Below are 18,882 nucleotides of genomic sequence, written 5' to 3' on the forward strand. Positions count from 1 at the left end.
TCAGAATTGGGCCTGGTCCTCGGGGGCGATGGCGCGGAACTCGGTGCCCGCTGGCGCCATCTCGCTGAGCCTGCCGAAGTAGATGCCGTGGGCGCCCGGGTCGATGATCCCGTGGTGGATGGGGATGGCGGTGCGGGGGTTCACGGCGCGCAGGTAGTCGACGGTGTCCCAGATCCGCATCCACGGGGCGACCGCGGGGATGGCCAGGACACCGACCGGCACCGGCGGGACCCACAGCGAATCGCCGGGGTGCACGAGCTGGGCCGGGTCGGCGGCGGTGCCGAGCTGGAAGACGGTGTTGTCGATCACCGGGATGTCCGGGTGGATCACCGCGTGACGTCCGCCACCGCCGGTGATCTGCAGGTCACCGAACTCGAGCACCTGCCCGGCCGAGACCGGCTCCCAGCCCTCGCTGCGCTGCTGGGCGGTCTGCGGGTCCGACAGCAGGCGGGCGGTGGGGTTGGCCTCGATCAGGGCTTCGATGCGGGTGGGGTCGATGTGGTCGGGATGCTGGTGGGTCACCGCGATGGCGTCCAGTCCGGTGATGCCCTCGAAGCCGTGCGCGAAGGTGCCGGGATCGAACAGCACCTTCACACCGTGCAGTTCCACGAGGATGCAGGAATGACCGAAGTGGGCGATGCGCATAGAGCCGATGCTAAGCCGCCGCGACCCCGGAACGTGGGCACGACGGCCGGGTCAACTAGGATTTCTGGAGTAAACCCCCACACCACATGAGGAGCAACGCGTGGCACGAGTCGTGGTCGAGGTCATGCCGAAGGCCGAGATCCTGGACCCCCAGGGACAGGCCGTGGTCGGCGCGCTCCCGCGTCTGGGATTCGCCGGAATCTCGGATGTGCGGCAGGGCAAGCGATTCGAGCTCGAGGTGGACGAGAGTGTCTCCGACGCCGAGCTCGAGCAGATCGCCGAGGCGCTGCTGGCCAACACGGTGATCGAGGACTGGAAGGTCGTTCGGGTCTCGTGAGCGCGCGTATCGGCGTCATTACTTTCCCTGGCACGCTCGACGACGTCGACGCGGCCCGCGCGGTGCGCCTGGCCGGTGGCGAGGCGGTGAGCCTGTGGCACGCCGACGCCGACATCAAGGGTGTCGACGCGGTGATCGTGCCCGGCGGCTTCTCCTACGGCGACTACCTGCGCTGCGGCGCCATCGCCCGGTTCGCGCCGGTGATGGGCGAGGTCGTGCGCGCGGCCGGTCAGGGCCTGCCGGTGCTCGGCATCTGCAACGGCTTCCAGGTGCTGTGCGAGGCCGGGCTGCTGCCGGGCGCGCTCACCCGCAACGAGGGCCTGCACTTCATCTGCCGCGACGAGTGGCTGCAGGTCGAGGCGAACAACACCGCCTGGACCTCGCGCTACGAGCAGGGCGCGCAGATCCTCATCCCGCTCAAGTCGGGTGAGGGCCGCTACCAGGCCTCGCAGGCCGTGCTCGACGAGCTCGAGGGTGAGGGTCGCGTGGTGTTCCGCTACGCGGGCGAGAACCCGAACGGTTCGCAGCGCGGGATCGCGGGCATCTCCTCGGCCAACGGCCGCGTCGTTGGCCTGATGCCGCACCCCGAGCACGCCACCGAGGCCCTCACCGGCCCGAGCGACGACGGCCTGGGAATGTTCTACTCCGTGCTGGACACCCTGATCAACGCTTGATTCAGGCCAATCGGTCGATGATGTCGAAGTCGACGCCGTCGGCTCTGGCCAGGAAGGCCGGGCCGACGGCCTGATTGCCGGTGAAGCCGTGCCGGGTGGTCGGGCCGTCGAGGGTGATGCCGTCGGCCAGGTGGGCCGAGAGGGTGTCCACGTCGAGGGTGCCGACGGCGTCGGCGAGGGCGCCGAGCAGGTGTACTGCCTCGTAGGCGGAATTGCTGAAGGTGGTCAGGGCGGGGGCGAAGGAGCCCTGGTGCCTGCGGTAGCGGGCGCGGCGGTCGCGGCCGTCGGCGGTGTGGTCGTCGAGGAAGAAGCCCGAGGCCACGTAGAGATTGTCATTGGCCTTCGGGCCCGCGCTGAGCAGCACGTTCTCGTCCACGGCGGGGCTCAGGCGCGGCATCACGGCGGGCAGGCCGGTGGCGGTGAACTGCCGGTTGAAGCGGGCCGTGTCGGCGCCGACCATCAGCACCAGCACCGCGTCGGCGAACAGCAGCGCCGGTTCGTCAAGGAAGGCGTGGAAATCGGTGGTCCCCAGCGGCACGTAGCGCTCGAGCACGATGTCGGCGGGGGAGGGCAGTGCGCGGCGCAGCGCGTGCACGGTCTGGCGCGGCCAGATGTAGTCGTTGCCGATCACCGCCCAGCGGCGCACGCCCAGTTCCCTGGCCATCCAGGCGGCGGCGGGCACGGTCTGGTGATCGGGATGCTCGCCGACCAGCAGCACGCCGGGACGTTCGTCGGGCAGCCCCTCGTGATCGGTCGCGTAGAGGTAGGGCACGCGCCCGGCCGTGGCGGTCGCGACCGCGCGGCGCACCGCCGAGGTGTGCCAGCCGGTGATCGCGCCGATCATGCCGGTGGCGAGCAGCGCTTCCACTTCGGTGGCGACCTCGTGCGGCGGGCGGCCGCCGTCGAGGGTGGTGAGCCGGATCTCGCGGCCGAGAATGCCGGTGCCGCTGTTGATCTCGTCGACCGCGAGGGAGATCGCGGCGGTACACGACGGGGCGATGATGCCACCCGGACCCTGAGTCGGGACGATCGAGAGAATCTCGATCGTCTGCTCCCGGCTCTCGTGGAACGTGGGCATTCGGTACTCTATCCACTGGTGCGAACGGCGTCGTTCGAAGGATATTTCGGCAGGTGGGAAAGCATTCGGTGTCCATCATAAGTGGGTATTCCACAGTGCATGCCGCGCTGCGCCGTGCCGAGCGGAACTGGGTGCGGCGGCTGGAGTCCGCGCTCACCGCCGACAATCTCTCGGCAGATCACTGGGCGATCCTGTCGCAGCTGTCCACCGACGAGGGCATCACCATGTCGGAACTGGCCACCCAGGCGCGGCTGGCGCCGTCCTCGGCCACCCGGCACGCCGACAATCTCGCCGAACGCGGGCTGATCTTCCGGGTCGCCGCCACCGACGACCGCAGGCGCATCCTCATCGGCCTGAGCAGCCTCGGCGCCACCCTGGTCGCCAAGATCAGGGCCGAGGAACAGGCCGCCGAAGAGGAACTGCGCACCCGCCTCGGCGCCCGCCGCTACGGCGAGCTCGTCACCGCGCTCGGGGTCGTCGCCGAGGCTTAGCCCCTAGGATCGGGCCCATGCCTGTATCTCTGACAGCGGCCACTGCCAGCGGACTGTGTGCCTTCATCGATGCCTCGCCGTCGCCGTTCCACGTGTGCGCGACGGTGGCCGCCGAACTCGAGGGCAACGGGTTCACGCCGCTGCCGGAGGCGCAGCCGTGGGAGTCGGCCGGGGGCAAACACTATGTGGTGCGCGGGGGTTCGCTGATCGCGTGGGCCGATTTCGACGCCGCGCCGACCGATCCGTTCCGGGTGGTCGGCGCGCACACCGACAGCCCGAACCTGCGGGTCAAGCAGCATCCCGACCTGTCGTCGGCGGGCTGGCAGCTGGTCGGGCTCGAACCCTACGGCGGGGCCTGGCTCAACTCCTGGCTCGATCGCGAACTCGGCATCTCGGGGCGGCTGAGTGTGCGCGAGGGCGACCGGATGCGCGATCTGCTGGTGCGCATCGACGAGCCCATCCTGCGGGTGCCGCAGCTGGCCATCCACCTGTCCGAGGACCGGCGCGGGGTGACGCTGGACCCGCAGCGCCACGTCAACGCCATCTGGGGCATCGGCGCACCCGGAGTGCCGTTCCTGGACTTCGTCGCCGAACGGGCCGGGGTGGCCGGGGCCGATGTGCTCGGCTGGGAACTGATGACCCACGACCTGGCGCCGAGCACGATCGTCGGCCGGGAGCACGACCTGGTCAGCGCGCCCCGGCTGGACAACCAGGGCACCTGCTACGCCGGATTGCAGGCGTTCCTGGCCGCCGTCGACGAACCCGGCGCCGCGTCACCGGTGCTGGTGATGTTCGACCACGAGGAGGTGGGCAGCCAGTCCGATCGGGGCGCCCAGTCGGATCTGCTGCCCGCGGTGCTGGAGCGGATCGTGCTCTCGCGCGGCGGTGGTCGCGCGGATTACCTCGCCGCCCTCGCCGGTTCGATCGTGGCCTCCGGCGACATGGCGCACGCCACACACCCCAACTACCCCGAGCGGCACGAGCCCGCGCACCGCATCGAGATCGGCGGTGGGCCGGTGCTCAAGGTCAACCAGAACCTGCGCTACGCCACCGACGCGGCGGGCGCGGGCGCGTTCGCGCTGGCCTGTGCGCAGGCGGGGGTGCCGTTGCAGCGCTACGTGCATCGCGCCGATCTGCCGTGCGGGTCGACCATCGGCCCGATGACGGCGGCGCGCACCGGCATCTCGACCGTCGACATCGGCGCCCCGCAGCTGGCCATGCACTCCTGCCGCGAACTCATGGCGGCCGCGGATGTTTCCGCCTACGCGGCCGCGCTGGCGGCCTTCCTGACCCCGGTCGAGCTGGACTGATCAGGCGCTCGCGAGCGCGGGCTTGTTCGGCCGGTAGGTGCACACCGCGTACACGATCACCGCGAACGTGGCCCACACATAGCTGCTGCCGATGATCTGCTGCCACCAGCTCCAGGCCAGTTCCTTGTCCTCGGAATGCGGCAGCACCCACTGCGGGCCGACGATGAACATCAGCGTGAACAGGGCCACCACGGCGGTGAATCCGCGCGAGCGCCGCCGGGTGGCCTGATCCACCGCGATCACCAGCGCGGGCGCCGCCCACACCCAGTGGTGCGACCACGACACCGGCGAGACCAGCAGCACCGCGGCGGCGTTCACCAGCAGCGCCGCCACATCGGAGCCCGCGTCGATGAGCCGCACCATCCAGATCGCGGCCAGCCCGACGGTCAGCACCGACAGCGCGATCCACAGTCCGGTGGCCATCGTCTCGTCGAGGCCGAGCCGGAACAGCGTGCCCTTGATCGACTGGTTGCCCGCGAAGTACGGGGTGCCGATGCGGCCGGTGTCGGTGACGGTGTGGAACCAGTACTGCACCGAGTCGTTGGGGAACAGCAGGAAGCCGATGCCCACCGCGCCCGCCGCCGAGACCACCAGGGTGGCCGCGGCCTTCCAGTCGCGGCGCAGCAGGAAGTAGAGCAGGTAGCCGGCGGGAATGAGCTTGATCGAGACGGTGATGCCGATGAGCATGCCGCGCGGCCAGAACGGCTTGCGGACCAGCGCGTCGACGGCGACCACGGCCATCAGCACCAGGTTGATCTGGCCGAAGTTGAAGGTCTGGCGCACCGGTTCGAGGAATTGCGCCAGCCCGAGACCGGCGATCACCACGGTGAGTACCGAGATCCGGTCGAGTTCGGGGCGCACCCGCACCAGCGCCAGCCACAGCGCGATGCCCAGGCTGACCAGCGAGGTCACCAGCACCACGATCTCGGCCACCACCAGCGGCATCAGCGCCAGCGGCACGAAGAACATCGCCGCCAGCGGCGGATAGGTGAAGGGCAGGCCGAGGCCGTAGACCGGGGGCATCGGGCCGTAGAGATCGCCGCCGTCGAGCCACACGCGCGCGCCGTTGCGGTAGACCTGCAAGTCGATGAAGCCGTGCCACCAGTGCGCCAGCAGCGCGACGGCCGCGGAGAACACGAACAGCCCGACGGCGGCGGCCAGCCAGCGGCGCTGGCGGTCCGGATCCAGCGGCTCGGGCGGACGGTCCTGACCGGAAGAAGTGGCGCTCGATTCCGCCCCGCGCGCGGGAACAGGCGGCTCGACCTGCTCGGCAACCCCCGGACTTTCGTTCACGGCGTCAGACTAACGGGTCAGCGCCTGGTCGAAGCGCGGGTGTGATCAGCTCGAATCCGCCGGGCCCTCCGGCAGCGGCAGGTGCGGGGCCGATTAGACTCCGTAGTCAAGTTCCCCCCGGCCGAAAGGACCCTGGTCTCCCGTGACACTGCAGGTCGACACCGTCGCCACCGCCGCAGCCACCCCGGATGCTCCGCAGCCGTACAAGGAACTCGGTCTCAAAGACGACGAGTACGCCCGCATCAAGGAGATTCTGGGCCGTCGGCCCACCGACGCCGAACTGGCGATGTACTCGGTGATGTGGAGCGAGCACTGCTCGTACAAGTCGTCCAAGGTTCATCTGCGCTACTTCGGCCAGACGACCACCGACGAGATGAAGGCCTCGATGCTGGCCGGCATCGGCGAGAACGCCGGTGTGGTCGACATCGGTGACGGCTGGGCGGTCACCTTCAAGGTCGAGAGCCACAACCACCCGTCCTACGTCGAGCCGTACCAGGGCGCGGCCACCGGCGTCGGCGGCATCGTGCGCGACATCATGGCGATGGGCGCGCGCCCGATCGCGGTGATGGACCAGCTGCGCTTCGGCGCGGCCGACGCGGCCGACACCCGCCGCGTGGTCGACGGCGTCGTGCGTGGCGTCGGCGGCTACGGCAACTCCCTCGGCCTGCCGAATGTCGGCGGCGAGACCGTCTTCGACGCCTCCTACCAGGGCAACCCGCTGGTCAACGCGCTGTGCGCGGGTGCGATGCGCGTGGAGGACCTGCACCTGGCCTTCGCCTCCGGCGCGGGCAACAAGATCATCCTGTTCGGCGCGCGCACCGGCCTCGACGGCATCGGTGGCGTGTCCGTGCTCGCCTCGGACACCTTCTCCGGCGAGGAGACCGGCACCGGCCGCAAGAAGCTGCCCGCCGTGCAGGTCGGTGACCCGTTCACCGAGAAGGTGCTCATCGAGTGCTGTCTGGACCTGTACAAGGCCGGTCTGGTCGTCGGCATCCAGGACCTCGGCGGTGCCGGGCTGTCGTGCGCCACCTCCGAACTGGCCGCGGCCGGTGACGGCGGTATGCACATCGACCTGACCAAGGTCCCGCTGCGCGCCAAGCACATGACCCCCGCCGAGATCCTGTCGAGCGAGTCGCAGGAGCGCATGTGCGCGGTGGTCACCCCCGAGAACGTGGACGCCTTCATGGCCGTCTGCAAGCGTCACGACGTGCTGGCCACCGTCATCGGTGAGGTCACCGACGGCGATCACCTGGTCATCTCCTGGCACGGCGAGACCGTGGTGGACGTGCCGCCGCGCACCGTCGCCCACGAGGGCCCGGTCTACGAGCGCCCGGTGCAGCGTCCCGACACCCAGGACGCGCTGATCGCCGACACCACCGCGACGCTCACCCGGCCCAAGACGGCCGACGAGCTGCGCGAGACCCTGCTCACCATGATCGCCAGCCCGCAGCTGTGCAGCCGCAAGTGGATCACCGAGCAGTACGACCGCTACGTGCGCGGCAACACCGTGCTCGCCGAGCACGCCGACGCCGGCGTGGTGCGCATCGACGAGGAGTCCGGCCGCGGTATCGCCCTGGCCACCGACGCCTCGGGCCGCTACACCAAGCTCGACCCCTACACCGGCGCGCAGCTGGCGCTGGCCGAGGCGTTCCGCAATGTCGCCACCACCGGCGCCACCCCGAAGGCCGTCACCAACTGCCTCAACTTCGGTTCGCCGGAGGACCCGGGCGTGATGTGGCAGTTCCAGCAGGCCGTGCGCGGTCTCGCGGACGGCTGTGCGGCGCTGGGCATTCCGGTGACCGGCGGCAACGTGAGCTTCTACAACCAGACCGGCAAGGACGCCATCCTGCCCACCCCGGTGGTCGGCGTGCTGGGCGTGATCGACGACGTGCACCGCCGCATCCCCACCGGCCTTGGCCTCGAGCCCGGCGAGTCGCTGATCCTGCTGGGCGAGACCCACGACGAGCTCGACGGCTCGATCTGGTCGCAGGTCGTGCACGACCACCTCGGTGGCGTGCCGCCCAAGGTCGACTTCGCCCGCGAGCAGCTGCTTTCCGAGGTCCTTACCTCCGGTTCGCGCGACGGCATGATCTCCGCGGCGCACGACCTGTCCGAGGGCGGTCTGGCGCAGACCGTCGTCGAGGCCGCGCTGGCCGGGGAAACCGGTTGCCGCATCGTGCTTCCCGAGGGGTCGGACCCGTTCGTGCAGCTGTTCTCCGAGTCGGCCGGGCGCGTGCTCGTCGCGGTGCCGCGCTCGGAGGAGACCCGCTTCACCAAGATGTGCGACGCGCGGCAGCTGCCGTGGGTGCGCATCGGCGTGGTCGACCAGGGCTCGGATTCGGTCGAGGTGCAGGGCCAGTTCTCGGTGACACTCGCCGAATTGCGCGAGGCGTTCGAGGGCACGCTGCCTAAGCTGTTCGGAGCGCACACGTAAGCCGACGATGAGGAGTCGAGCTTGACCATCGATGATGCGAGCTCGGCGCCCGCCGCGGTGGCCGCAGCCCCCGCGGAACCGGTCTCCGGCAAGCTCCGGGTGATCCACCTGGTGGAGCGGTTCTTCCACCCGAACTACACCGGTCTGCTCGTGGCCACCATGTTCTACGGCTGGTCCATGACGCCCTCGCTGCTGCCGCGCGGCTGGTTCTTCCAGGGCCTGGTCAGCGGTATCAACGCCACCATCGGTTACGGCCTCGGCTGCGCGCTGGCCTGGGCCTGGCGGCGCTGGGTCCTGCCGCGGATCACCTGGCCGGACCGGGCGAAGGCGTTCTGGGCGAAGCGGCCGAGCTGGACCGCGCTCGCGGTGAAGTCCGCGATCGTGCTGGTGTGCCTGGTGTTCGCCATCCTGATCACCCTGCAATCGGCGCGGTGGCAGCGCGAGATCACCGATCTCATGGGCATGGAACCGGTGTCGGACTCGCTGGCCGCCTACCTGCGCACCACCCTGCTCGGTGCCGTGGTGGTCGGGCTGCTGATCTGGATCTCCCGTGGGGTCGTGCGCCTGGTCCGCGCGGTGAGCCGCGGGCTGAACCAGTGGGTGCGCATCCCCACCTCCTTCGCCCGCCCGCTCGGCATCCTCATCGTCGGCGTCGCGGCGGTGCTGCTGTTCAATGGTGTGTTGGCGAAAGCCTTTTTCACCGTGGCCAATTCGGCGTTCGGCGCCCGCAACAGCCACACCTCCGCGCACGCGGTCCAGCCGACCCTGCCCGAACGCTCCGGCAGCCCGGCCTCGCTCGCGGCCTGGGACACCCTGGGTTCGGAGGGGCGCTGGTTCGTCGCCAACGCGCCGACGCCGCTGGCGATCGAGGAGGTCACCGGAAAGCCTGCCCGCGAACCGATCCGGGTGTACACGGGCCTGGAGTCGGCCGACGGTTTCGAGGCGCAGACCGATCTGGCGGTGGCCGAACTCGACCGGACCAAGGCCTTCGAGCGTGAGGTCCTGGTGGTCATCAGCACCACCGGCACCGGCTGGGTCGACACGACCAGCGCCGAGGCCATCGAGCTGATGTTCCACGGCGACACCGCGCTGGTGGCCACCCAGTACTCGTATCTGCCCAGCGCGCTGTCGTTCCTGTCCGACCGCGACAAGTCGATGACGATGGGCCGCCTGCTCTTCGACAAGGTCTACGAGCGCTGGTCGGCGCTGCCCGAGGACAACCGGCCCAAACTGCTCGTCTACGGCGAGAGCCTCGGCTCGCAGGGCTCCGAGGGCGCCTTCTCCGGCCTGGCCGACATCCGCAACCGCACCGACGGCGTGCTCTGGGTTGGCCCGCCCAACTCCAACCGGCTCTGGTCGGAGTTCGTGCGGCGCCGCGATCCCGGCACCGAGGAGATCACCCCGACCTTCGCCGACGGGCTGTCGGTGCGCTTCGCCGCCAGTGCCGATCAGCTCGGGAAACCGTCACCGAACTGGACCGATCCGCGCATCGTCTATCTCCAGCACGCCTCCGATCCGGTGGTGTGGTGGTCACCGGATCTGCTGTTCGGTCAGCCCGACTGGCTGCGGGAGAAACGCGGGCCCGATGTGTCGCCGTCGATGTCGTGGTATCCGATCGTCACGTTCTGGCAGGTCGCGGCGGATCTGCCCCGCGCGCAGACGGTTTCGGACGGGCACGGCCACAACTACGGCAATCTGGTGCCCGACGCGTGGGCCGCGGTGGCCCAACCCGCCGACTACACGCCGGAATTGGCGGAGCGGATCAAGGCGTATCTGATCGAGTCGATGGCCACCGAGCGGCAGTTGAAGTGAGGAACCAGGGCAGCGCCGAACCCCTCGATCGGGGCTGCCCCGGTTCGCTCACGACACCGACTTGAACGGATTGTGTTCGGCGATCAGCTGTTCGATGCGCGCCTCGTCCAGTCGAGTCATCACCGACTGGGTCTCCTGCTGGTCGCGCACCACCTTGGCGAGGGTGAAGCAGCTGGTCACCAGGAACAGGCCCGACATCGCCAGGAAGGCGCGCTGCCAGCCGTCCAGCGGCAGGTAGGCGATTCCGGCGCCGGTCCCGAACAGGCTGACGGCGAACGCGATCGCGGCCTGGGCCATGTAGGCCGAGGTGTTCTTCGGCTTGGCATTGGGTGTGCTCATGGGAACAAGTGTGCTGACCAGGTTGTTCGCGCGGGCGCGTGAAACTACTCGAGTGCGATGGGTAGTTGCCGCCGAAAGTGACCGACCCGCCACTCACAACAGCCTGCTGCGCCCAACCCGGCCAGCCATACTGGGGGAGTGTCTGCGGCAGGCTCGACCCTCGTGACGTTGCGTGCGCGCGGCGCCGCGTTGCTGCGTCGCGCCGAGGACGTCATCGACCTCAACTACCCGGGCCTGGTGCTGGCGACCCTGTTCTTCGCCCTGTCGGTGACCCCCTCGCTGGTGCCGCGCGACTGGCTGTTCCAGGGCCTGATCAGCGGGATCAACGCCGCGATCGGCTACGGGCTCGGCTGTGTGCTGGAGTGGATCTTCCGGCGGTGGGTGCGGGCGCGCATCCCGATCCCCAGCCCCTCGGACCGGCTGCGCTACGGCATCAAGGCGACGGTGCTGGTCGCGTGCGTGCTGGTCGCGGGGCTGATGCTCATCCAGTCGGCGCGCTGGCAGCGCGAGATCACCTCGTTGATGGGGATGGCCGGGACCACCACCCCCGCCTACCTGCGCACCGGGCTGCTCAGTGTGGCGGTCGGCGTCGCGGTGGTGGCCGCCTATCGCACGCTGCGCACGCTGGTGCTGGTGCTGGCGCGTCAGCTCAACCGCTGGGTGAAGGTGCCGCGTGAGCTCGCGCCCGCCGCCGGGGCGCTGGTGCTGGTGGTGTTCGCGACAACACTGTTCAACGGTGTGGCCTCGCGGGCGTTCTTCGCCGTCGCCAACTCCGCGTTCAGTGTGCGCAACGACCGCGACAGCGCGTACGCGGTGCGGCCGGTGAGCCCCGAACGTTCCGGCAGCCCGGCCTCGCTGGCGGCCTGGCAGACCCTCGGCTACGAGGGCCGGTGGTTCGTGTCCAACGGGCCGAGCGCCGACGACATCGCCGAGGTGACGGGAAAGCCTGCGCGCGAACCGATCCGGGCCTATGTGGGGCTGGAATCCACGCACGGGGACCAGACCGCCGCGCAACTCGCCGTCGCGGAACTCGACCGGACCAAGGCTTTCGAGCGTGAGGCCATGGTCGTGGTCACCACCACGGGGACCGGGTGGGTCAACGGGATGGCCGCCGGCGCGATCGAATACCTCTACGGTGGCGACACCGCCCTCGTGGCCACCCAGTACTCCTATCTGCCCAGCGTGCTCTCGTTCCTGTCCGACCGGGAGAAGGCCGCCGCGGCGAGCCGCGAACTGTTCGACGCGGTGTACCAGCGGTGGCTGGCCCAGCCGGAGGGACACCGGCCGAAACTGTTCGTCTACGGGGAGAGCCTGGGCTCGCAGGGCTCGGAGGAGGCCTTCGACGGGCTCGGTGATCTGCGCGAGAAGGTCGACGGCGCGCTGTGGGTGGGGCCGCCCAACTCCAACCGGCTGTGGAAACAGTTCGTCGACCGCCGTGATCCGGGATCGCCGCAGGTGGAGCCGGTGTACGCCGATGGGCTGGTGGTCCGCTTCGCCGACGACGCGACCGACCTCGGTCCACCCGAGACCTGGCGCGCACCGCGCATCGCCTACCTCCAGCACCCCTCCGACCCCATCGTGTGGTGGTCGGCCGACCTCATCTTCACCCAGCCGGACTGGCTGAGCGAACCACGCGGGACCGATGTGTCGACGCAGATGCGGTGGGCGCCGTTCGTGACGTTCTGGCAGGTCACGGCCGATCTCACCAATGCCCAAGGCGTCGTCGACGGGCACGGGCACCGGTACGGGACGCTGGTGCTGGACGGGTGGCTCGCGGTGGCGGCACCGCCGGACGTGAGCGCGGTGGAGGTCGACCGCATCCGGGCGGCGCTGGAAGCGGCGGAGGTCTACGAGCGGGAGGTGAAGTGACGGGCGGTGTCCGGGGCGCGTGGCGCGCGCCGAGAACTGTTCTCGCTCTGGTCGTTCCGCCGCTGTGGAGCAATCGGGTGCTCCCCGCGCTGGAACTGCCGTTGCGCGGACGGACGGCGGCCAATGTCGCCTTCGCGGGGCTGTACTCCGGGGTGTTCGATGGGCGGCCGAATTGGCTGTCGGCCAGTGGGTTTCGCTGGGGACTGGGCGGAGCTGCCGCAGTGATCGCCGGTTATGTTGTGGCGCTGTCGATTCCGGCAGTACGGCGGTTGCCGCTCGAAGTGGCCGAGCGGGTGCCGGAGACGTCCACGCTGGAATGGATCGCGCTGCACATTCCCGTCGGCACGGTGCTGGCGGAGGAGGCGGTCTTCCGTGGGACGCTCGACCCGCTCCTCGATGACGAGCTCGGCCCGGCGGCCCCAGTGGTCGGCGCCCTCGATTTCGGTGTGTGGCATGTCCATCCGGCGCGTGCGGCCGGTGACCCGGTGGCGGTGACGGTCGCGGCGACCACGCTCGCCGGGCTCGTCTTCGGGTGGTTGCGGCGCCGGTCCGGCAGTGCCACCGCGCCCGCGCTGCTGCACCTGGCGATCAATGCCGGGGGAGCGCTGGCGCCGGTGGCGGCGCGGTGGATCGAGAACCGGCGGTAGGCCGGGTCAGGCGGTGGCGACGAAGGTGGCGACGGCGTCGGTGAAGGCGTCGTTGTCGTCGCCCGCGGCGGTGTGGGCGGCGGTGCCGATCTCGGCCATGCGGGCGTGCGGGGCCAGGGCCAGGAAAGCCGCGGCGCCCTCGTCGCTGACCACATCGGACTTGCCGCCGCGCACCAGCAGCACCGGGATGGTCAGCGCCTCGGCGGCGGCCTCCATCTCGGCGACGCGGTCCTGCGGGTTCGCGTCGACATCGCTGATCAGGTCCGGGTCCCAGTGCCAGTACCAGCGGCCGTCGCGCTGTCGCAGATTGCGCAGCAGGCCGTCGGCGTTGTCCGGGCGCGGGCGGTGCGGCATGTACGCGGCGACGGCGTCGGCGACCTGTTCGAGGGTGTCGAAGCCGTCGCGGTGCCTGCCGAGGAAGTCCATCACGCGCTCCACGCCCGCGTTCTGTGTGCGGGGCACGATGTCGACCAGCACCAGGGCGCGGATGGCGGAACCGGCCGGGTCGGCGGTGGCGAGCAGGCCGGTGATCCCGCCCATGCTGGCACCGACCACCACCGCGCCTGCTTCCGGTGTCGCGCCGAGCTGGGCGAGCACTGAGTGCAGGTCGGCGACCATGGCGGTGCGGGAGTAGTCGCGCTCCGGTGACCAGTCGCTGTCGCCGTGCCCGCGCGCGTCGACGGCGACCACCCGCATCCCGGCGGCCGCCAGCGCGCGACCCGTCCGCTTCCAGGAATGCCGGGTCTGGCCGCCGCCGTGCAGCATCACGACCAGCTGGCCGGTGTCGGGACCGAAGCTGTCGGCGGCGAGGGTGAGCCCGTCGCTGCTGCTGCGCAGCCGCAACGTCGTCGGTTCCGGATCGAGGACACTCATGGGACGAATGTACGACTTCTGTGCGTCTCCGTGCCTAGCCGGTCACGATTTCCCAGGTCAGGAGCTCGGCCTCCGGTGAGGGCGTGCCGTCCCAGGGGTGCTGCCGGAATGCCGGGTCGCGCACCGCGACGGTGGCGGGATCGTGCGGGCACACGCAGGCGATCGACAGCGCGGCGGTGCGTTCGCCCAGCTCGTGGGCGGCGAGATCGTGGGCCAGGGCGGTGGCGACCACGCGCAGCTCGTCGATGCCGGGGGTGCCCGGCAGACAGAGGTCCAGGGACAGGTCGACCAGCCCGTCCTGTTGCGGGGAGAACGCCAGCTGGCCGCCCGCCACGCGGACATCCGGGGGCAGCGGGGTGGCGGCGACGAAGCGGGCGAGGTCGGGGCCCGCGATGGTCTGTGGCCCGGTCGGCTGGTCACCCGCGCAGGCGGCGACCAGCGGTGACGGTTCGGGTGGGGTGGTGTCGTCGGGGGCCTGGCAGGCGGTGGCCAGGGCGCACAGCGCGATCAGGGCGGGCACGCCTCGTATGGTGGCCACCCTAGTGCGCGGGCGGCGCGATGCGGCCGGATCGGCGGGCGGGCAGGGGGACGCGGGCCAGGTCGTGGGCGAGGACGGCGCCGGGGAAGCCTGCCTGTTCCAGGAACAAGGAGTCGTCGGATTCGGTGTAGCGCTCGGAGAAATGGGTCAGGACAAGGGTTTTCACTCCGGCCGCGCGGGCGACCTCGCCTGCCTGGCGGGCGGTGAGGTGTCCGCGTTCGGCGGCCTGTTCGGTCTCGGTGTCGAGGAAGGTGGACTCGATGACGAGCAGGTCGACGCCGTCGGCGAGCGCGAAGACGTTGTCGCACAAGCCGGTATCCATCACGAAGGCGAACTTCTGGCCGGGCTTGGGGGTCGTGCATTCGGCGAGCAGCTCGCCCGACAGCTCACGGACCGCCGCGCCGGTGATGCCGTGCTCACGCAGTTTCGCCGGTAGATGGGCGCGGCCGTCCGGCTCGGCCAGGCGGTAGCCGTAGGTGGGGATGCTGTGCGCCAGCGGGAGCGCGGTGATGGTGAAACCGTTGCCCTGCAACGTTTCCCGGGCGCCGCTGACCGGGTGCTCCACCAGGGAGGGCTCGTCGTGGTAGCTGGTCGCGTACCGCAGGCGCTGCCAGTATTCGGCGCCCTCGGCAGGGAACACGGCGTGCACGTCGTGCGGAACGCGGTCGCGGCCCAGCCGCTGCACGATGCCGGGGACGCCGAGGGAATGGTCGCCGTGGAAATGGGTGACGCACACCCAGCGCAGTTCGGTCGCAGACGCGCCCGCCAGCGACATCTGCCGCTGGATGCCCTCACCGGGATCGAACAGGACGCCCTGCCCGTCCCAGCGCAGCAGGTATCCATTGTGGTTGCGGCGGCGCGTCGGCACGGCCCCCGCCGTACCGAGGACGAGCAGCTCACGGGTCGACATCGCCCCATCCTCGCGGGTCGGCCGCGCCCGCGCCAGGCGGTTTACCTGGTGAACAACCGCAGGGATTCGTCGATGACAGCGGTACGGGTGTGCCCGTCGGGGTCGGCGTCGGGCCGCAGCCAGATGGAGGCGTGGTTGAGGATGCCGTGCAGACAGTGCAGGGCGACCGCCGGGTCGGGGCAGTCGAACTCGCCCGCGGCGACCCCCGCGTCGACGACCGCGCGGAAGAGCCGGTCGTGGCGGCGGCGCATGGTCTTGATGGCTTCGGCGTGCTCGTCCGGCCAGGGGGCGGGGAACGAGAACAGGGTGCCGACCTCGGGATACAGCACGGTGAGTACGCGCAGCTGCTCGCCGATCAGGGCGCGCAGGCGGGTGGTGGCGGACTCGCCCGCGGCGGCGTCGAGGGCGGCGTCGAGATGGGTCAGGACGTCGGTGGTGAGCTTCTCCAGCGCGGCGGAGACGAGGGCGTCCTTGCTCGGGAAGTAGTGGTACAGCGTGGCTTTGGCGATATCGCAGCGTTCGGCGACGTCTTCGAAGCGCATGCCCTGGTAGCCGCTGGTGGACAGGATCTGCAGCGCCGTCTCGATCATCTCCGCCTTGCGGCGGTCGCGGCGCCGTGTCGCGCGGCCGGGGGACGCGACGGCCTCGTCCGTAGTCATCGGCCGATCATAGCCAGCGGGTCTCTTGGTCGACCGTGCAGAAGATTGATCGACTTGCAGGATCAAAACTCGACCCGTAGGTTGGGAAATGTGACGGAGACACAGGCGACCAGCTATTTCGTACGCGTCGGCGAGGGGCGGTTCGCGCCGACCGTCCACGTGGGTGGGGCATGGGACCCCGACGAGCAGCACTTCAGCCCGCTCGGCGGCCTCGTCGTGCACGAGATCCTGCGGGCTCGCGCGCAGCGTCCCGCCCTGGCTTTGAGCCGGGTCAGCTTCGACATCCTGGGCCGGATCGGGTTCGAGGAATTCGACGTCGACGTGCGGATCGTGCGGCCCGGGCGCACCATCGAACTGGTCGAGGCGACCGTCAGCATCGCCGGGTGCGCGGTCGTCAGCGCCCGCGCCTGGTTCCTCGGCGAACAGGACACCGACAGCGTCGCCGGCGGCGAACCCGACCGCCTGCCCACCCCGGAATCCCTCGCGTCCTGGCCGCTGACCTCGGTCTGGACCGGCGGCTACATCGCCTCCCTGGACACCCGCCCCGTTGGCACACCCCAGCCCGGCCGCACCACCGCGTGGGTGCGCACCCGGGTCGACCTGGTCGCCGGCGAGCCCGTCGACCCCGTCGCCGCCTTCATCGCCCTGGTCGACACCGCCAACGGCATCGCCGTCCGCCAGGAACCCACCAAGTGGATGTTCCCCAACGTCGACCTCACCCTCCACCTCTACCGCCGCCCCGAAACCCCATGGACCGGCCTCGACACCACCGTCACCTTCGGCCACACCGGCCAGGGCCTCACCAGCACCGTCCTCCACGACCACCACGGCCCCGTCGGCGTAGCCCAGCAGATCCTCACCGTCCGCCCCTTGGACTGACGGCTGTCGCTCGTGTCGGTGCCCCCGGGCAATCTCGCCCATGAGTTTCGACCTGATGATCTGGGAAGGCGAACAGCCAACCAGCGACGCCGACGGCTCATCGCTGAGCGTCCACATCCGCTGGGGCGACCACGACGAGGTGTCGACGTTCGTCGCCGGACTGGCGAAAGCCCACGGCCTGATCTGCTACGACCCGCAGCAAGGTCGCCTGCGGCCCGCACTCTCCGCCGGTCGGTAGCGTTTCGGCCATGGCTGGACGGAATGTGGTGGACCCCGCGCAGGTGCGGGCCGCGGTGTTGGCGGTGCAGGGGTGGTTGCGGGACGACGAGGCGACGGCGCCCGGGCGGGCGGAGTTGGGAGCGGCGGTCAAGGGGACGGCTCGGGCGTTGGCGGGGAGTGCGCCGGGGCATTCGGTGGAGGTGCGGGTGCCGCCGTTCGTGGCCGTGCAGTGCATCGAGGGCCCCCGCCACACGCGCGGAACACCGCCGAACGTCGTCGAAACCGACCCCCGCACCTGGCTGCTCCTGGCCACCGGCCTCCTGGATTTCGACACCGCCGTCGACTCCGGAGCACTGTCGGTTTCCGGCTTGCGGGCGCGGGAGATCGCGGGTTGGTTACCGATCGTCGCGGTGCGTCCGAGCACCGGGTAGGTCAGGCCGCGGTTTTCTTCTTGTCGACCAGGTTTTCGCGGTGGAGGCCCTTGTAGTCGTAGTACTTGGTGATGACGACGCCGCCGATGAGGGCGATGAGGAGGCCGAGGAGGGACATCCAGATGCCTCGGCCGAGGCCGGCGGTGTAGTCGGATTCGAAGTAGAGGATCGAGCGCATGCCCAGGTAGACCTGGTGCATCGGTTCGAATTCGGCCAGCCAGGCGATGTAGGTGGGGGTGGCCTGGATGGGGACGGTGCCGCTGGAGGAGGGCAGGCCGAGGATGACGAAGACGGCCAGGTTGATGAGCAGGCCCGCGGTGCCGAAGGCGGCGAGGGAGGCCATGCAGGTGAAGCCGACCGCGATGAGGGCAAGGACCGAGAACAGGACCAGCTGGGTCGGCTGCTGACCGGCGACGCCGAGGATCTTCGCGACGAGCAGATAGAGCAGCGAGACCACGATCGCCACGAAGACCATCACGCCCCATTTGATGAGCAGCGTGTGGAATCGCGAGATCGGCGTGGGTGGATAGTGCACGTACCAGGGGCCGTACTCGGTGGGCTGGAAGCCCAGTTGCGCGTCGACCATGGTGTGGATGGCCATCGCGCCGACCACCCCGGCCATCAGGATCAGCAGCGCGTAGAAGAAAGCGGTCAGGCCGAGGCCCGCGCCCTGGCCCAGCGGTCGCCAGTCCCGCTCGATGATGTGGATCGGCTGGGACAGCGTGATCTGGGCGGCACCGGAGATCTGCGGCGCCTGCGCGCCCTCCGGCGTCGCGGCGAGGGTGTCGCGGACCTGGGCGGTGAGCTGGCGGCCGACCTGGTTGTTCACCTCGCTCATCGCGCGGTCACCGATGCGGGTGACGATGCCCGCGGAGTACGGGCCCATGCCGGGATTGGTCTGCACGGTGATGATCGGGCGCTCGATCTCGCCGCCGACCACACTGCCCACGCCGAGAATGCCCAGCCGTTTGCTGAAATCACTGGGGATGACGATGGCACCGTAGATCTGCGCGCTGCGCATCAGCCGCTCGGACTCGCTGATCCCGACGACCTTCAGGTCGATCTGGTCGGCGGGCATCCCGGCCACCAGCGCCTCGGCCACCTGCTTGCCGAAGTTCACCTGCTGGGAGCGGCCGTCGACGTCGATGGTGTCGCCGACGTCCTGGTTGACCAGCGCGATCGGGAAATCGTGCAGATTTCCCTCCGGGTCGGAGATGTAGGCCAGGTACATCACCCCGAGCAGGGACAACACGATCGAGAGCACGACAGTGGGCGCGAACACGATCCGGAGCCAGCGGCGCGGTGGGATGCGGAGTGTGTCCAACGTCGCTCTCCGGCTCCGCGCCGGATCGGAATCCTTCGCGACCGATTCGGTGTTGTCCACGGGAGACGCTGGGGAATCAGCTGGTTCGTGCGCACTGCCATCGGTGGTCACGATCGGCAC

The 18,882-nt window shown here is 70.0% G+C and carries 20 protein-coding genes; 11 read left to right on the plus strand and 9 right to left on the minus strand.

From position 1 onward, the window contains the following. Complete coding sequence (locus tag ACFC06_RS20785) at nt 1-645, minus strand: MBL fold metallo-hydrolase (protein WP_375933563.1); 645 nt, start codon at nt 643-645, stop codon at nt 1-3. A 100-nt stretch (nt 646-745) separates the two neighbouring features. Here ACFC06_RS20785 and purS point away from each other — a divergent pair, with 100 nt between their 5' ends. Continuing rightward, nucleotides 746-982: a phosphoribosylformylglycinamidine synthase subunit PurS gene (gene purS, locus ACFC06_RS20790; protein WP_022565847.1), complete on the plus strand. Its 237-nt coding sequence runs from the start codon at nt 746-748 to the stop codon at nt 980-982. After that, nucleotides 979-1,656, plus strand: a complete 678-nt coding sequence (purQ, locus tag ACFC06_RS20795) for a phosphoribosylformylglycinamidine synthase subunit PurQ (RefSeq protein ID WP_375933566.1) — start codon at nt 979-981, stop codon at nt 1,654-1,656. Before purS ends, purQ begins: the two co-directional genes overlap by 4 nt. Before the next feature lies 1 nt (nt 1,657). Here purQ and ACFC06_RS20800 read toward each other — a convergent pair whose 3' ends face one another. After that, nucleotides 1,658-2,734: a substrate-binding domain-containing protein gene (locus ACFC06_RS20800; protein WP_375933569.1), complete on the minus strand. Its 1,077-nt coding sequence runs from the start codon at nt 2,732-2,734 to the stop codon at nt 1,658-1,660. Between the two features lie 68 nt (nt 2,735-2,802). On the opposite strand from ACFC06_RS20800, the gene ACFC06_RS20805 reads away from it, so the two are divergent. After that, nucleotides 2,803-3,225, plus strand: a complete 423-nt coding sequence (locus ACFC06_RS20805; protein ID WP_375933572.1) for a MarR family winged helix-turn-helix transcriptional regulator — start codon at nt 2,803-2,805, stop codon at nt 3,223-3,225. Nucleotides 3,226-3,242: 17 nt separating this feature from the next. Further along, entirely contained in the window at nt 3,243-4,535 is a 1,293-nt protein-coding gene (locus ACFC06_RS20810) for a M18 family aminopeptidase (protein WP_375933574.1), read from the plus strand. Here the strand turns inward: ACFC06_RS20810 and ACFC06_RS20815 are convergent, their stop codons facing one another. Then, nucleotides 4,536-5,828, minus strand: a complete 1,293-nt coding sequence (locus ACFC06_RS20815) for a glycosyltransferase 87 family protein (protein WP_375933577.1) — start codon at nt 5,826-5,828, stop codon at nt 4,536-4,538. Nucleotides 5,829-5,970: 142 nt separating this feature from the next. Between ACFC06_RS20815 and purL the strand changes: the two genes are divergently transcribed. Continuing rightward, nucleotides 5,971-8,262, plus strand: a complete 2,292-nt coding sequence (purL, locus tag ACFC06_RS20820) for a phosphoribosylformylglycinamidine synthase subunit PurL (RefSeq protein ID WP_375933580.1) — start codon at nt 5,971-5,973, stop codon at nt 8,260-8,262. A 21-nt stretch (nt 8,263-8,283) separates the two neighbouring features. Continuing rightward, nucleotides 8,284-10,074, plus strand: a complete 1,791-nt coding sequence (locus ACFC06_RS20825) for an alpha/beta hydrolase (RefSeq protein WP_375933583.1) — start codon at nt 8,284-8,286, stop codon at nt 10,072-10,074. 48 nt (nt 10,075-10,122) lie between these two features. Here the strand turns inward: ACFC06_RS20825 and ACFC06_RS20830 are convergent, their stop codons facing one another. Beyond that, the gene (locus tag ACFC06_RS20830; RefSeq protein ID WP_375933585.1) at nt 10,123-10,413 is read right to left on the minus strand and encodes a YiaA/YiaB family inner membrane protein; all 291 of its coding nucleotides are present in this window, start codon (nt 10,411-10,413) and stop codon (nt 10,123-10,125) included. 162 nt (nt 10,414-10,575) lie between these two features. Between ACFC06_RS20830 and ACFC06_RS20835 the strand changes: the two genes are divergently transcribed. Next, on the plus strand, nt 10,576-12,282 hold the full coding sequence (locus tag ACFC06_RS20835; protein ID WP_375933588.1) for an alpha/beta hydrolase: 1,707 nt from the start codon (nt 10,576-10,578) through the stop codon (nt 12,280-12,282). After that, a complete protein-coding gene (locus ACFC06_RS20840) occupies nt 12,279-12,929 on the plus strand; it encodes a lysostaphin resistance A-like protein (RefSeq protein WP_375933591.1) in 651 nt (216 codons plus the stop codon). Before ACFC06_RS20835 ends, ACFC06_RS20840 begins: the two co-directional genes overlap by 4 nt. Nucleotides 12,930-12,935: 6 nt before the next feature. Here ACFC06_RS20840 and ACFC06_RS20845 read toward each other — a convergent pair whose 3' ends face one another. Genes ACFC06_RS20845 through ACFC06_RS20860 form a run of 4 tightly spaced genes read right to left on the minus strand, consistent with a single transcriptional unit; the run spans nt 12,936 to nt 15,909 of the window. Then, nucleotides 12,936-13,802 carry an alpha/beta fold hydrolase gene (locus tag ACFC06_RS20845; RefSeq protein WP_375933593.1) on the minus strand — a complete coding sequence of 289 codons (867 nt, stop codon included), beginning with the start codon at nt 13,800-13,802 and terminating at the stop codon, nt 12,936-12,938. Between the two features lie 34 nt (nt 13,803-13,836). Then, the gene (locus ACFC06_RS20850) at nt 13,837-14,322 is read right to left on the minus strand and encodes a hypothetical protein (RefSeq protein ID WP_375933596.1); all 486 of its coding nucleotides are present in this window, start codon (nt 14,320-14,322) and stop codon (nt 13,837-13,839) included. A 19-nt stretch (nt 14,323-14,341) separates the two neighbouring features. Continuing rightward, nucleotides 14,342-15,250: a ribonuclease Z gene (locus tag ACFC06_RS20855; RefSeq protein WP_375933599.1), complete on the minus strand. Its 909-nt coding sequence runs from the start codon at nt 15,248-15,250 to the stop codon at nt 14,342-14,344. 41 nt (nt 15,251-15,291) lie between these two features. Beyond that, a complete protein-coding gene (locus ACFC06_RS20860; RefSeq protein WP_375933602.1) occupies nt 15,292-15,909 on the minus strand; it encodes a TetR/AcrR family transcriptional regulator in 618 nt (205 codons plus the stop codon). Between the two features lie 90 nt (nt 15,910-15,999). Between ACFC06_RS20860 and ACFC06_RS20865 the strand changes: the two genes are divergently transcribed. The 3 genes from ACFC06_RS20865 to ACFC06_RS20875 are packed head-to-tail and all read left to right on the plus strand — an operon-like array spanning nt 16,000 to nt 17,438. Further along, a complete protein-coding gene (locus ACFC06_RS20865) occupies nt 16,000-16,788 on the plus strand; it encodes a thioesterase family protein (RefSeq protein ID WP_375933605.1) in 789 nt (262 codons plus the stop codon). Nucleotides 16,789-16,828: 40 nt separating this feature from the next. Continuing rightward, entirely contained in the window at nt 16,829-17,026 is a 198-nt protein-coding gene (locus ACFC06_RS20870) for a hypothetical protein (protein ID WP_375933608.1), read from the plus strand. Nucleotides 17,027-17,036: 10 nt separating this feature from the next. Continuing rightward, entirely contained in the window at nt 17,037-17,438 is a 402-nt protein-coding gene (locus tag ACFC06_RS20875; RefSeq protein WP_375933611.1) for a sterol carrier family protein, read from the plus strand. Between the two features lies 1 nt (nt 17,439). Here the strand turns inward: ACFC06_RS20875 and ACFC06_RS20880 are convergent, their stop codons facing one another. After that, nucleotides 17,440-18,762, minus strand: a complete 1,323-nt coding sequence (locus ACFC06_RS20880; RefSeq protein WP_375933614.1) for a YhgE/Pip domain-containing protein — start codon at nt 18,760-18,762, stop codon at nt 17,440-17,442. Nucleotides 18,763-18,882 lie beyond the last annotated feature (120 nt).

Origin of the sequence: Nocardia sp. NPDC056064, assembly GCF_042266925.1 — a bacterium.
Classification (GTDB): Bacteria; Actinomycetota; Actinomycetes; order Mycobacteriales; family Mycobacteriaceae; genus Nocardia.